The organism is Bacteroides sp. OM05-12 (assembly GCF_003438995.1).
Classification (GTDB): domain Bacteria; phylum Bacteroidota; class Bacteroidia; order Bacteroidales; family Bacteroidaceae; genus Bacteroides.
This window is the reverse complement of record NZ_QSUN01000004.1, coordinates 235,694-248,128: the sequence shown is the minus strand read 5'-3', so window position 1 is coordinate 248,128 and position 12,435 is coordinate 235,694. Positions and strand designations below refer to the sequence as shown.

At 39.0% G+C, this 12,435-nt stretch carries 12 protein-coding genes; 3 read left to right on the top strand and 9 right to left on the bottom strand.

The window, feature by feature from the left end:
- Window positions 1-13: 13 nt before the first annotated feature.
- Together DXB63_RS05650 and DXB63_RS05645 are read right to left on the bottom strand one after the other, a co-directional pair.
- Complete coding sequence (locus tag DXB63_RS05650; RefSeq protein ID WP_122125418.1) at window positions 14-1,216, bottom strand: carboxypeptidase-like regulatory domain-containing protein; 1,203 nt, start codon at window positions 1,214-1,216, stop codon at window positions 14-16.
- Window positions 1,213-1,782 carry an RNA polymerase sigma factor gene (locus DXB63_RS05645; protein ID WP_122125417.1) on the bottom strand — a complete coding sequence of 190 codons (570 nt, stop codon included), beginning with the start codon at window positions 1,780-1,782 and terminating at the stop codon, window positions 1,213-1,215. The genes DXB63_RS05650 and DXB63_RS05645 overlap by 4 nt, the downstream gene beginning before the upstream one ends.
- 113 nt (window positions 1,783-1,895) lie before the next feature.
- On the opposite strand from DXB63_RS05645, the gene DXB63_RS05640 reads away from it, so the two are divergent.
- A complete protein-coding gene (locus DXB63_RS05640) occupies window positions 1,896-3,731 on the top strand; it encodes a VWA domain-containing protein (protein WP_122125416.1) in 1,836 nt (611 codons plus the stop codon).
- Between the two features lie 493 nt (window positions 3,732-4,224).
- Here DXB63_RS05640 and DXB63_RS05635 read toward each other — a convergent pair whose 3' ends face one another.
- Window positions 4,225-4,524: an MGMT family protein gene (locus DXB63_RS05635; protein WP_122125509.1), complete on the bottom strand. Its 300-nt coding sequence runs from the start codon at window positions 4,522-4,524 to the stop codon at window positions 4,225-4,227.
- A 1-nt stretch (window position 4,525) separates the two neighbouring features.
- Window positions 4,526-5,257: an SDR family oxidoreductase gene (locus DXB63_RS05630; protein WP_122125415.1), complete on the bottom strand. Its 732-nt coding sequence runs from the start codon at window positions 5,255-5,257 to the stop codon at window positions 4,526-4,528.
- Window positions 5,258-5,370: 113 nt separating this feature from the next.
- Between DXB63_RS05630 and DXB63_RS05625 the strand changes: the two genes are divergently transcribed.
- Both DXB63_RS05625 and DXB63_RS05620 read left to right on the top strand, forming a co-directional pair.
- Entirely contained in the window at window positions 5,371-6,732 is a 1,362-nt protein-coding gene (locus DXB63_RS05625; RefSeq protein ID WP_122125508.1) for an NAD(P)/FAD-dependent oxidoreductase, read from the top strand.
- Window positions 6,733-6,897: 165 nt separating this feature from the next.
- A complete protein-coding gene (locus DXB63_RS05620) occupies window positions 6,898-8,247 on the top strand; it encodes an MATE family efflux transporter (protein ID WP_122125414.1) in 1,350 nt (449 codons plus the stop codon).
- A gap of 104 nt (window positions 8,248-8,351) precedes the next feature.
- Here the strand turns inward: DXB63_RS05620 and DXB63_RS05615 are convergent, their stop codons facing one another.
- From DXB63_RS05615 to DXB63_RS17885, 5 genes are all read right to left on the bottom strand, one after another.
- A complete protein-coding gene (locus tag DXB63_RS05615; protein WP_122125413.1) occupies window positions 8,352-9,332 on the bottom strand; it encodes a fimbrillin family protein in 981 nt (326 codons plus the stop codon).
- 148 nt (window positions 9,333-9,480) lie between these two features.
- The gene (locus DXB63_RS05610) at window positions 9,481-9,930 is read right to left on the bottom strand and encodes an N-acetyltransferase (protein WP_122125412.1); all 450 of its coding nucleotides are present in this window, start codon (window positions 9,928-9,930) and stop codon (window positions 9,481-9,483) included.
- 6 nt (window positions 9,931-9,936) lie between these two features.
- Window positions 9,937-10,842, bottom strand: coding sequence for a GNAT family N-acetyltransferase (locus DXB63_RS05605; RefSeq protein ID WP_122125411.1), 906 nt, complete (start codon window positions 10,840-10,842; stop codon window positions 9,937-9,939).
- Window positions 10,843-10,866: 24 nt separating this feature from the next.
- Window positions 10,867-11,691, bottom strand: a complete 825-nt coding sequence (locus DXB63_RS05600; RefSeq protein ID WP_122125410.1) for an endonuclease VIII — start codon at window positions 11,689-11,691, stop codon at window positions 10,867-10,869.
- Window positions 11,692-12,255: 564 nt separating this feature from the next.
- Window positions 12,256-12,414, bottom strand: coding sequence for a hypothetical protein (locus DXB63_RS17885; RefSeq protein ID WP_158563643.1), 159 nt, complete (start codon window positions 12,412-12,414; stop codon window positions 12,256-12,258).
- Window positions 12,415-12,435 lie beyond the last annotated feature (21 nt).

Here is a 12,435-nt window from a genome sequence, read left to right as displayed (position 1 = left end):
GTAGTTTTAGTTTCTAAAACTCAACCGTCCAGCTTGTTTTTCCTTTACCTGACCATAATGGTCCTTTTTCTATCAGTCGGATTGCTTCGGCATCTGCTGCTTCGCAAAGACTTTGTTTTATGGTAATATTTTGAGGCTTCCCATCTTTCCCTATATTGAAAGTTACAATGACTTTCCCTTTTATGTCTTTACATTTATCGTCGGTAGGAAGTTGCAAGTTTTCTTTGATGTATTTTTTATAAGCCTTGATTCCGATTATAGGTTTAGGCTTACTTAGTGTGTCGGCGGTATTGACAGCTCCGGTAAATAATCTTTTGTTGATTTTGGAATATCCGGTTACTACCACTTCCGACAATTCCTGACGGTCAGGATTCATGGCAATCATCATTTCTTGAGCCGTATCGATAGGAGTTTCTACCGTTTCGAGTCCTATATAACTGATCTTTAACTTATCATTCTTTGATTGCGCTGTTAATTCAAAGTTGCCATCGCTATCCGTGACAGTACCTTCTAGTGGATCATTATTCAACGTAACGTTTGCGCCTATTACCGGTTCTCCATTCTCTCCCACGACTTTACCTCTGATTCTTGGCATTCCTGCCTGTGGGGCTACAGCTGCCATTGCTTCTTTCTGAACTTTTTGGGCGGATGCTGACGGCATTGCGTCTATGTCTGTCTGTATTTCCATTGCTTCTGCATCTGCTTGTGATATGGTTTCTATTTCATCTGTTGCAGTCTCCGGTAAAGTGGTTGGAGCGGAGGATTCTTCTTGAAGAAGCCTTGGTGACTTTTTGGGGGGCTTTACCGGAATACTTTTTACCGTATCTTTATTCTGGGCAATAGCTTCATTTCTTTTTGTAATAGGTTCCGGCTGTGTCACAGGAACGGTGACATTGACAGGTACATTGGTGGTATCTTTCTTTTCTGTATATATCTTCTCCGTAAAGCGATTACTTTCATATATAAAATAAAAACTGATACCGATACCTATCAATAGACTGGCGGCAATGCTGCTTATGACGGCATACGTACGTCTTTTACCGGATTTATGGGAAATCATTTTTCTTAGCTCGTCGATATGTACTTCGTGATTTCCTTCTACTGTATCATAACCATCTATCGCATCTGCTAGAAACGGGTCTTGCATCGATTCTCTTTCCAATCGGTGTGCCTCTTTTCCTTTACGTTTTCCCCTTATGTAGTCTATCAATTTCATAAGATATGTTTTTTGATACAGATTTTCAAATTACGTTTACCGTTTTGGATGTAACTTTTCACGTTATTCAATGTATATCCCGTTTGTTCTACAATATCAGCGTAAGACATTTCTTCCATGAAGAAACGGATAATGCTGATTCTTTGGTTTTCGGGCAGCTTCTCCAAACAATGATTTAAAGCGTTGATTTGTTCTTCACCTTTATCTTCCTCATCTAATAGATGCAGAATCTCATCGGATTCCACAAAGTTCACTGCGTAATCTATCGATATTTCTTTATTTTCCTTACGTAATATTTGCAGGCAATGATTCTTTGCTACTCTATATAGCCATGTTCTGAACACCCTTATCTCATAGTTATATACTTTGGGTAGCAGGTCTTCAAATAGTTGCATTACGGCATCCTGCGCTTTGGCTTCATCTTGCAGATATTTCAGGCAAACGCCGTAGAGTAACGGGATATAACGGTTATAAAGCTCTCCGAAATATTCTGTTTGACCGGATTGACAATACTGTTGCAACAACTTCTCATCCGGTAATTTCGATATGTTTTTCTTGAATAGCAGAACTTATTTTTTAGCAAAGTTAGAAAAAATATGCGTGCTTTTATGGAATCGTTATGGATTTTGCATCTATAGAGTAAAAGAATGATTTTATTAATCTAAAAACAGATAGAAGTATGAAAGAGAAATGTATGAGAGTATTATTGCTCATGTTATTAGTTACAATGTTTTCTGTGGAAGGTGTGTATGCTGCTGTTATTACGGTAAAAGGAACTGTTGCTTCTGCTGCCGATGCTATACCGTTGGTGGGGTGCAGTGTTGTTGTTAAAGGTACGAATACGGGAGTGGTAAGTGATAGGAATGGGAATTATTCTGTTCAGGTGGAAAAAGGAAAGACACTGGTATTTTCTTATATCGGATTTGTGACGAAAGAAGTAAAGGCAAATAAAACAATGATTAATGTGGCTTTGGAAGAGGAATGTATGCAATTGGACGAAGAGGTGGTAACCGGATATTCTGAGGTTAACAAAAGAATGTTTACCGGTGCTGTGGCTTGTTATGGGATGAGAATGCCAATGCCTGATGCGGAAGAATACAACCATGTATCGGAAAATCGTTTCCTGTCGGCGAAAGAGACTCCATTATCTACTTTCTCTGTTGATGTGGATGCTGCTTCTTATAGTAATATGCGTAGATTTATCAATCAAGGGCAATTACCTCCAAAAGATGCGATACGAACTGAAGAATTAGTGAATTATTTTTCTTATGATTATGCCAAACCGACAGGTGTAGATCCTGTAAGGATTACTACTGAAGTGGGAGTTTGCCCTTGGAATGAAAAACATCGTTTGGTTCGTATCGGACTAAAAGCTAAAGAAATCCCGACTGCAAATCTTCCTGAATCCAATCTGGTTTTTCTGATCGATGTTTCCGGTTCTATGTTTGGTCCTACACGTTTGGATTTAGTAAAATCGTCATTGAAGTTACTCGTAAATAATCTCCGGGAGAAAGATAAGGTAGCCATTGTCGTTTATGCAGGATCGGCAGGAGAGAAATTACCTTCTACATCGGGCAGTGATAAACAGAAAATCCGTGAAGCTTTAGACGAATTGCAGGCAGGTGGCTCTACGGCAGGCGGCGAGGGGATTCGTCTGGCTTATAAGATTGCGCGTAAGAATTTTATCAAAGGTGGCAATAATCGTGTTATTTTGTGTACGGACGGTGATTTTAATGTAGGTGTATCTTCTAAAGAGGGGTTGGAGTCTTTGATTGAAGAGGAACGTAAAAGTGGTGTTTTTCTAACGGTGTTGGGTTATGGCATGGGTAATTATAAAGATAACAAGATGCAGGCATTAGCAGAAAAAGGAAATGGGAACCATGCTTATATCGATAATATTCAGGAGGCTAATAAAGTATTGGTTAATGAATTTGGTGGAACAATCAGTACGGTTGCCAAAGATGTAAAGTTACAAATAGAGTTTAATCCGGCACAAGTGGAAGCGTATCGTTTGATTGGATATGAAAGCCGTTTACTGAATAAGGAAGATTTCAATGATGACGCTAAAGATGCAGGTGAAATGGGAGCCGGGCATGTCGTGACTGCTTTTTATGAGGTTGTACCTGTTGGAGTAAAAAGCGATTATGCCGGGAAAGTTGATGATTTGAAGTATCAGAAGGTGGACGATAAGAAACAGCGTGTTTATACGAATTCCGATGAATTGCTAACAGTGAAGTTACGCTATAAGCAGCCGGATAAGGATGTCAGCAAAAAAATAGAATTAGTAGTAAAGGATGATAAAAAGAATCAAGTTTCACCGGATTTTCATTTTGCTTCTGCTGTGGCTATGTACGGACAACTGTTGAGCGATTCGGATTTTAAAGCAGATGCTTCTTATGAAAAAGTGGTTGCATTGGCAAAAAAAGGTTTGAATAATGATGAAAGAGGATATCGGAGAGAGTTTATCCGATTAGTGGAAGCAGCATCCGGATTAACGGGGCGTGCAGAGGATTGATGGTTCTTTGCTATCTAATATTGCTTGGGCTCACCCGATAATTATTGGGGATAAGTAAAATCGGTTTTCAGCATACGGTCGATTGATGACAAACGTACGGTCCTTTATTTAAAAACTCCTATCGTTTGCCAACAATCGACCGTATGTTTGTCTACAAACGTCCTGATGTTTTTTTCAATCAACCTGATGTTTTTAAAAAACATCAAGGTGTTTATAAGTGAAATACAGCGTAAAAAACGAATTACCCTCAAATAACCTTCAATCTTTCAGTTTGCGAATTTAGGTTTGACTATCAGTGTGTTATCCTGAACCTTCTTTAGAAAAAAGGTTCAGCCGATAATGAATGATGAATATATCTGCTGAATGATTCCATCATTCAGGATAACTCATTCAGTATCAAGGCAAAATTGGCAAACTGAAGGATGAAACTTATAGGTAATTGTTGCTCTGAGAGTATATGTTGCTCTTTTGACATATCCTGATTGGTTTATAATTATTTAATTTCTTCCCACATACAGCGGCTCAAATCAACATAACCGTTCTTCTTGAAAACAACGTGTTCGCTTTCCAGTTTGCTGCGTTGTTCATGCCAGGTCGGGACTAGTCTCCCCTGACTGTTTACGACACGGTGACAAGGAAGATTCATTTCTTTTGGGGCGTGAGACATCGCTCTACCCACTTTCCGAGAATGTTGGGGCTTTCCCATTAAACGGGCTATCTGTCCGTATGTAATGACTTTCCCTACAGGGATTTCTTTGACAATACTATAGACTTCATTATCAAATTCATCCATATCATTTATCATTTCTTATCGGTAACACCTCCCATAACCATCTTGGAATCATCCGCCAGAAAAATACCAGAATGGAATAACGATAATCAATAACCGCAACACGTTTTTTTCTGTTGAGTGCATGTACAATATGTTTGGCTACCTTATCCGCTTTCATCAGCAGAGGATAATTACCGTCTTTCAATAGATCGGTAGAAACAAAACCGGGGCGTATATCTGTAAAACGGATATTAAGTTTCTCCATGTGGGAAAGTTGTGCCAGCGCATCTATGTATGTATTCTGAAAACGTTTGGTGGCTGAATAAGCCGGAGCAGATCCCAGACCTTTAGTTCCGGCGATGGAACTGATGACCGAAAGGTGTCCGCCGCCATGTTGCTTGAAATAATTGAAAGCGGTATCCACCATTCTTGTGAAACCTACCACATTGGTTTGTGCAGTGCGGATTTCAATGTCCGGTTTCAACTCTATGTTTTGGTTGCCAATACCGGAACTTAAGAGAAAAAGATCCATTCCACCTGTCTTTTCAATTAGTTTCAATAAATTGTCTGTTGCATCTTCTTGTGTGACGTCTATTGGCTGGATTTCGATTTTATCGGGAGCTATGGCCTGTAATTCTTTTAATGCATCCGTTCTTCTGCCTGCTATACCGATGCGGCAATCTGTTTTTAGATATATCATGGCAACTTCTTTGCCGATTCCTGAGGTAGCTCCAACGATAATAATTCGTTTCATATTCGGTATTGTAATGGATTAATGTACAAATGTAATCAAATCTTTACTTTCATACGATAAAAAAGGACGAACAAATGATCTTATCGGTTTGTTTTATAGAAAAACAAAATAGTATGAGCTTTAATATAGCTAAAAGCGACAAAAAACGCGTTATTATTGTTGGGGGAGGCTTTGGAGGACTAAAACTTGCCAATAAACTGAAAAAGTACGATTTTCAGGTTGTCCTGGTTGACAAAAATAACTATCATCAGTTTCAACCTCTGATTTATCAGATAGCTTCATCCGGTATGGAACCCACTTCTATCTCTTTTCCATTCAGGAATATTTTCCGAAAGCGGAAGGACTTTTATTATCGTATGGCAGAAGTAAGAGCTGTTTTCCCGGAGAAGAATATGATACAGACATCTATCGGTAAGGCTACCTATGATTATTTAGTGCTTGCCGCGGGAACAACTACTAATTTTTTCGGCAATAAGCATATTGAAGAAGTTGCTATGCCGATGAAGAATGTGTCGGAAGCAATGGGATTGCGTAATGCATTATTGTCGAATTTGGAACGTTCCATTACGAGTTCCAATGAGCAGGAACGTCAGGAGCTACTTAATATTGTTATTGTAGGTGGTGGTGCTACAGGAGTAGAGATTGCCGGAGCATTATCTGAAATGAAAAGGTTTGTTTTACCCAATGACTATCCTGATATGCCGGCAGATTTACTGCATATTCATTTGATAGAGGCTAGCAATCACCTGCTGGCTGCCATGTCACCGGAAGCTTCCGAACATGCGGAGAAATTTTTGGCAGATATGGGAGTCAATGTCATGCTGAATAAGCGTGTCATGGATTATAAAGATCACAAAGTGATATTAGAAGATGGACACGAGATTCCCACTCGTAGTTTTATATGGGTAAGTGGAGTCACTGCCGTACCTATCGGTAATATGGACTCGGAACGGATAGGTAGAGGAGGGCGTATAAAAGTGGATGAATTCAATCGAGTAATTGGTTTGGGAAATGTTTTTGTGATTGGTGATCAATGTATCCAGACTTCTGATGTAAATTATCCTAATGGGCATCCACAATTGGCGCAAGTGGCGATACAACAAGGTGAATTACTTGCAAAGAATCTAAGAAATATAGAAAAAGGTGGGCGATTGCAACCTTTTCATTATCGTAATTTAGGTGCAATGGCTACAATCGGAAGAAATCGTGCAGTAGCGGATTTTAAACATTTAAAGATGCAAGGTTGGCTGGCTTGGATCATGTGGCTGGTGGTACATCTTCGTTCTATCTTGGGAGTGCGTAATAAGATCGTAGTTCTGCTTAACTGGGTATGGAACTATTTTACTTATGATCAATCTATGCGTATGATTGTATATGCCCGTAAAGCAAAGGAAATCCGTGAACGTGAAGTCATGGAAGCAAAGACACATTTAGGCGATGATATGCTGTCTTCTACCGGGAAGTTGAAGGCTTAATAATAGAATCTGGGTGTTGCTTCATTGCTGCGGAAAGATGATAGAAGTACCACAACTTGATTTGCATCAATAAACGCTATGGCAGAATTTATTTTGTTTGCGAACACATAAATTGTGTGCAGAAGATTTGCGTATCTTTGCACGAAATTTTGTAGGTATAAGTTTATGGCAACTTCCAAAGAAATGACGGCAGGCCCGGCGCTGCCACTCATATTTAATTTCACGCTACCGTTGTTGCTCGGCAATTTGCTTCAACAGACATATTCTCTTGTCGATGCTGCTATCGTTGGCAAATTCTTAGGAATAAATTCACTCGCTTCCGTTGGTGCAAGTAGTTCCGTTATATTTCTTATTTTGGGATTCTGCAATGGATGTAGTTGTGGTTTCGGTATTCCTGTTGCCCAGAAGTTCGGAGCACGGGATTACAGTACGATGAGACGGTATGTTTCAGTTAGTTTACAACTATCCGTTGTCTTATCAGTTATTATTGCCATCATAACAAGCCTCTATTGTGCAGATATTCTGCGTCTGATTCGTACGCCGGAAAATATATTCGATGATGCTTATGCCTATTTATTGGTGACGTTTATCGGGGTACCTTGTACATTCCTGTATAATCTTTTATCAAGTGTTATCCGGGCATTGGGAGATAGTAAGACTCCGTTTTGGTTCTTGCTGTTTTCAACCATTCTGAATATACTGCTTGACTTTTTCTGTATATTGGTCTTGGATTGGGGAGTCTTGGGAGCATCCGTCGCAACTGTCTTTTCACAGGGAGTTTCTGCCTTATTATGTTACTTATATATGTATCGTCGCTTTCAAATCTTGAAAAGTACGCCAAACGAGCGTAAGTTTCAGCCCAAACTGGCAAAAACGCTTATGTATATAGGTGTACCGATGGGGCTTCAATTTTCTATTACCGCTATCGGTAGCATTATGCTCCAAAGTGCCAATAATGCGCTTGGTACGGCCTGTGTGGCAGCTTTCACTTCTGCTATACGTATAAAGATGTTCTTTATTTGTCCGTTTGAAAGTCTGGGTATTGCCATGGCTACTTATAGCGGACAAAATTATGGCGCAGGTAAGCCGGAACGTATCTGGACGGGCATAAAGGTCAGTTCATTGATGATGATTATCTATGCAGCTTTCACTTTCGTGGTTTTGATACTGGGATCAAGATTCTTAGCTCTACTTTTTGTGGATGCTTCGGAAATAGAAATCCTGAAAAACACAGAATTGTATCTTCATGTTTCGTGTTATTTCTTTCCTACTTTAGGATTGCTTTGTATTCTGCGTTATACCATTCAGGGAGCAGGGTACACGAATCTTGCCATGCTTTCCGGCGTTTCTGAGATGATAGCCCGCACATTGGTAAGTCTTTATGCCGTACCGGTATGGGGATTCATAGCTGTCTGTTTTGGTGACCCATCTGCGTGGATTGCAGCTGATTTATTCCTGATACCTGCATTTATATATGTGTATCGCAGGTTGAAAAAGATGGTTGCTCTTTCGTAAAAGAAGTCATAAAACGAAATGCAGTGAGAAGTCCATTAATCATGTATCTGCTATTAACGGATTCTTCACTGCAATATATATTTTTCTAATCTTAATATCTCTGTCTATTGTACCGGATAAATCGGATTTCCACTTTCATCGACTTCTGTCCACTCCTTTATACTGACATTCGGAAACGAAACGGAGTTCTCATTTATTACGGCTTTAAACAGGTAAGAATTTCCGGCTTTCAGTTCTCCATCCGGCAATGAAACCTCGGCAACATAAGTGCGTGCAGTACTTTCATTATTAACTAATAGTTCGAGTATCAAGGTCATTGGTTTTGTATTTCTTACGGGTAACATGATGTATTGCAGGGAGTAATCTTTGATTCCCATTGTGACCGCTTTTCCATATTCCATTTCCGGCGTAATAACACCAGTGGATAGATTCATTGTGGCTCCCGGTTGCGGAGGAGTGATTGTACCTGATATAACTTTATTCAGTGTTATATTGGTACCTTCTGTAATAGCGAATACTACCTGTGTAGCAACGTGTTGATAGACAATTGGTATGTTGACCTGCGAACGGGTGATATCTTGATGGGTGGCATCCCACCATAAATAGTCGATACCGTTTGATAAAGGTTCCGATATGCCTTTATTAAAAGTCGGTACAGATGTGCTGGCATTACATGACACTGCGTAAAAACTATAAATATTATTGTTCAGATACATTTTATATCCTTGAATGCCGGTTAGTACTCCCGGTGAGGAGGTGACATAATTTCCTTCTGCTATTGGAGTGGTATCCGTACTATTACTTGTGTTGGCGAGGTAAGCACAAAGCCAACTTTGCATTCCTTTTGCCATTGGTGACATGGCACGCGTTACATGACGATTTTCGACAGATGCATTAAAAGTTACCAATACATCATCTTTTGTGTTACTGCCGTTGTTTGAACTACCATTGTTACTATTACCATTGTTTTCTTGTCCGTCTTCTCCCAAATCTACGATCAGATAATTTTTAGAGCAGGCTCCAAGAAACAGTACAATTAAAGATAGAACGAAGAAATGCTTAGTTAATCGAAAATTCATATCCATGATTCATTGAGTTTTTAGTTATTACCTTTCTATATACATTTAAAAAAGGATTTGGTTCATGGATAGGAATAAAAAGAGGATTCAGATGGCAGTCGTAACTGGATACACAAATCTGAATGTGGAGGAGTAGGAAGAAGCGAAAGAGAGTTTAAGGTAATTGTTTTTTCAGGTAAATCATATCAACTAATTGTTTTCCGTCTTCAAACATGGGATGGTCATAATGGTCTGTAAAGAAATTCTTGATGCGATGAGAATAAGTAAATCCGCATTGTCCGTAAAAAGTAAGAGTGAGAGGACTTTCTCCTGTCCCGACAAGCATGGTATGGCATTGTTCACGATAATGCTCGAACAGATATTCAATCAGTGCTTTTCCATATCCTTGTTTCTGATATTGCGGATAAGTAGCGATACTTTTAATTTCGTATATCCCGTTTCCCTCATTTGTGACAACGCAGATAGATTTTAAATCACCGTCGTAAAGAGCAAACATATCTCCTCGTTCCAAATAGCGGTCTACCATTGATTCCTGTTCATCCGCGAGTAATAATAGTTCGAGATATTGCTTTTTATTCCGGGTAACTTCTTTGACTTGTAGCATGAGATTTTATTTTAAAGTTTTGCGCATGACAAAGTTTGTCATTTCTACCTGATTTACAATTACGGTTTGCTTTTTCTCCGTAATAAATCCTTGCTTTTTAAAGAATGGGTAGGCAGTGAGGCTTACTTCAGAGAAGATAGATGTAGCTTGATGTTTTCGGGAAAACTCTTCTGCTGTTTGTAATAATAATGAGGCGAGGCCTTTATTCTGAAATTCCGGAGTTATAAACATACTATGCAAATAACCTTTAGTGTTGATAGAAGTGAAGCCCACAATGTGGAAAGAAGATGTTTCTTCCACTATAATGAACTGTAATTCACTTTGAAGTAATTCGAGCCAACGTTCGGGGGTAGCTTTACCAATCCACGCTTCTATCTGCCGGGATGTATAATCTTGGTAGCAAGTATTTCGTATACTCGTTTCGAATACATTATAAAGACGATCTATATCTTCAATCAGGGCATTTCTTAATCTGAATGGTTTAAGCCGAAGGTGCAGAATAGGATAGGGCTTACCCTGAGCATCAAACGCATCCCGACCGATTGTTTCAAATCCTCTGTTTAGGTAAAAGCGGAGTGCTTTTTCATTTTGCTCATTCACATCGACTTTGCGGATACCTTTTTGATGAATGGCATATTCAATAAGCTCTTTTCCATATCCTTTGGCCTGTTCGCTAGGATGAGTAAAAAGCATTTCAATATTATCATGACTTAATCCCATAAATGCGACGATCTTTTCTGTGTGGGGATTCCGGATGATATATAGTTCCACTGCTTTAAAATATTCATTCCGTATCAATGGTTTATAAAACAGAATATCTTCCTTTGTAAGGAAGTGATGAGTGCTGCGTACGGAAGTCTCCCATAAAGAGAGCAACTCGTCAAAATCAGAGGATGCAGGTTGGGTAATCATTTATTCTTAGTAATCAATATTGTGTCATAACTTTTGGCATGTGGGACAGAAATATACCGAGCCTCCCATATAAGCATCCTTGTGTATCTTGTCATTACAGTGAGGACAGGACATTCCGTATGTATTCTTTGATAGAATGGTCTTATATTTTCCCTTATTCCCGAAAAAATCGCTTTCGGTGTCTCTTCCCCCACCATCGGTCATTGCTTGCAGAGTGTTTTTTAAAGCTTGGAATAGATTTGATTTCTCTCTATCGCTCAATGAGAATATTTTTCGTTTCGGATGAATACCGGCGTTGAAGAGAATATCTTGTAACACTCCATTTCCTACTCCCGGAATGCGTTGTTCGGAAGCCAAAAGTGCTTTGGCAGAGATGTCTTTTTTTTCTTTCGAGATGAGTTCCTCGAAATAGGCTTGGTTAAATTCCTCACATAGCGGAGAGATACTTTCAAGACTTTGTGTACGGTATTTGTTATCAAAAGAGTCCTTGAATACATATATTCCGCCATACATTCTGGTTGTGAAACTTATAAAGGTATCATTGTCGAATGTTATCAAAAGCTGATATTTATCGGGAATTTCGGTATTTGGGCCGGCGTACTTCATATTGATGCCGTCGAAAATGCTTAAAAAGGTATTATCACTTAAACGTATATCAACGAAAATACCTTTTCCTTCTGCTGATTTTATCTGTTTTCCTACCAATAGATCCCGAAACAAGTTAGGATCACTGTTGAAAAAGGTAAATTTATGCAGATGCGTAGGTCCTAACACTTCTGTTATAGTCAGGTTGACAAGTGTATCTTGTACTTGTTTGCCGATAGTTATTGCTTCTGGTAATTCAATCATTGATTCGGGATGTTTTGATGACTTTTCAAATATATGGATAAAATAGGGATTATCAAAAAAATAGGAATGAATACTGTATTTACAAGGTTTATTGTCTCTTTTATCTACATACGGTCGATTGTTTGCAAACGATAGGAGTTTGTAATCAGAGGACCGTACGTTTGGCTTCAATCGTACGGTCCTTTATTTATAAACATAAGGACGTTTTTAATACCTGTATAAAAATGGAGCAATCGCCTAAGGGAGCATCGCCTTACACCTAAGGGAGCGTTAGCCGATGCCCCCTTGAGCGATTGCTAACGCTCCCTTAGGCGATCGGCAACGCCCCTTTAAGCGTTTTTAGTTTTAGTTGAAACTGCTTTCACCTCTTCACTGTTTAAAGATAAGTATCTGGTATATAAGATAGTACAGTGAAGGTGCTTTTTGTATGAACTGCATCCCAAAAGTTGGATTAATTATCTTGTGTATCGTCCTGGCTTTGGATGACTTATGAAAAATGAAAAGCCCGAAATCATTATAATTTCGAGCTTCTCAAATCCTGAAAACAATCTACCTTATACAAACTTAATCCCAAAATGTATCTTTTCTGCCTTTCGAGTTAGCCGGTCCACCACTGTGCTTTCCATCATTAATGTCTATAGAGTTAGGACTTGATGCCATTATCGAATTTTCTACTGAAATATTGATAATCTCTATTTCCGGTTTCATATATTTATTTTTCATGGCTTATTATTTATTTTAAAG

What these genes read in the sequence shown, in the direction of transcription:
- DXB63_RS05630 (WP_122125415.1), bottom strand. Translation starts at nt 5,257, where the DNA reads ATGAAACGAATTATTATCGTTGGAGCTACCTCAGGAATCGGCAAAGAA.
- DXB63_RS05620 (WP_122125414.1), top strand. Translation starts at nt 6,898, where the DNA reads ATGGCAACTTCCAAAGAAATGACGGCAGGCCCGGCGCTGCCACTCATA.
- DXB63_RS05600 (WP_122125410.1), bottom strand. Translation starts at nt 11,691, where the DNA reads ATGATTGAATTACCAGAAGCAATAACTATCGGCAAACAAGTACAAGAT.
- DXB63_RS05615 (WP_122125413.1), bottom strand. Translation starts at nt 9,332, where the DNA reads ATGGATATGAATTTTCGATTAACTAAGCATTTCTTCGTTCTATCTTTA.
- DXB63_RS05650 (WP_122125418.1), bottom strand. Translation starts at nt 1,216, where the DNA reads ATGAAATTGATAGACTACATAAGGGGAAAACGTAAAGGAAAAGAGGCA.
- DXB63_RS05610 (WP_122125412.1), bottom strand. Translation starts at nt 9,930, where the DNA reads ATGCTACAAGTCAAAGAAGTTACCCGGAATAAAAAGCAATATCTCGAA.
- DXB63_RS05625 (WP_122125508.1), top strand. Translation starts at nt 5,371, where the DNA reads ATGAGCTTTAATATAGCTAAAAGCGACAAAAAACGCGTTATTATTGTT.
- DXB63_RS05640 (WP_122125416.1), top strand. Translation starts at nt 1,896, where the DNA reads ATGAAAGAGAAATGTATGAGAGTATTATTGCTCATGTTATTAGTTACA.
- DXB63_RS05605 (WP_122125411.1), bottom strand. Translation starts at nt 10,842, where the DNA reads ATGATTACCCAACCTGCATCCTCTGATTTTGACGAGTTGCTCTCTTTA.
- DXB63_RS17885 (WP_158563643.1), bottom strand. Translation starts at nt 12,414, where the DNA reads ATGAAAAATAAATATATGAAACCGGAAATAGAGATTATCAATATTTCA.
- DXB63_RS05635 (WP_122125509.1), bottom strand. Translation starts at nt 4,524, where the DNA reads ATGGATGAATTTGATAATGAAGTCTATAGTATTGTCAAAGAAATCCCT.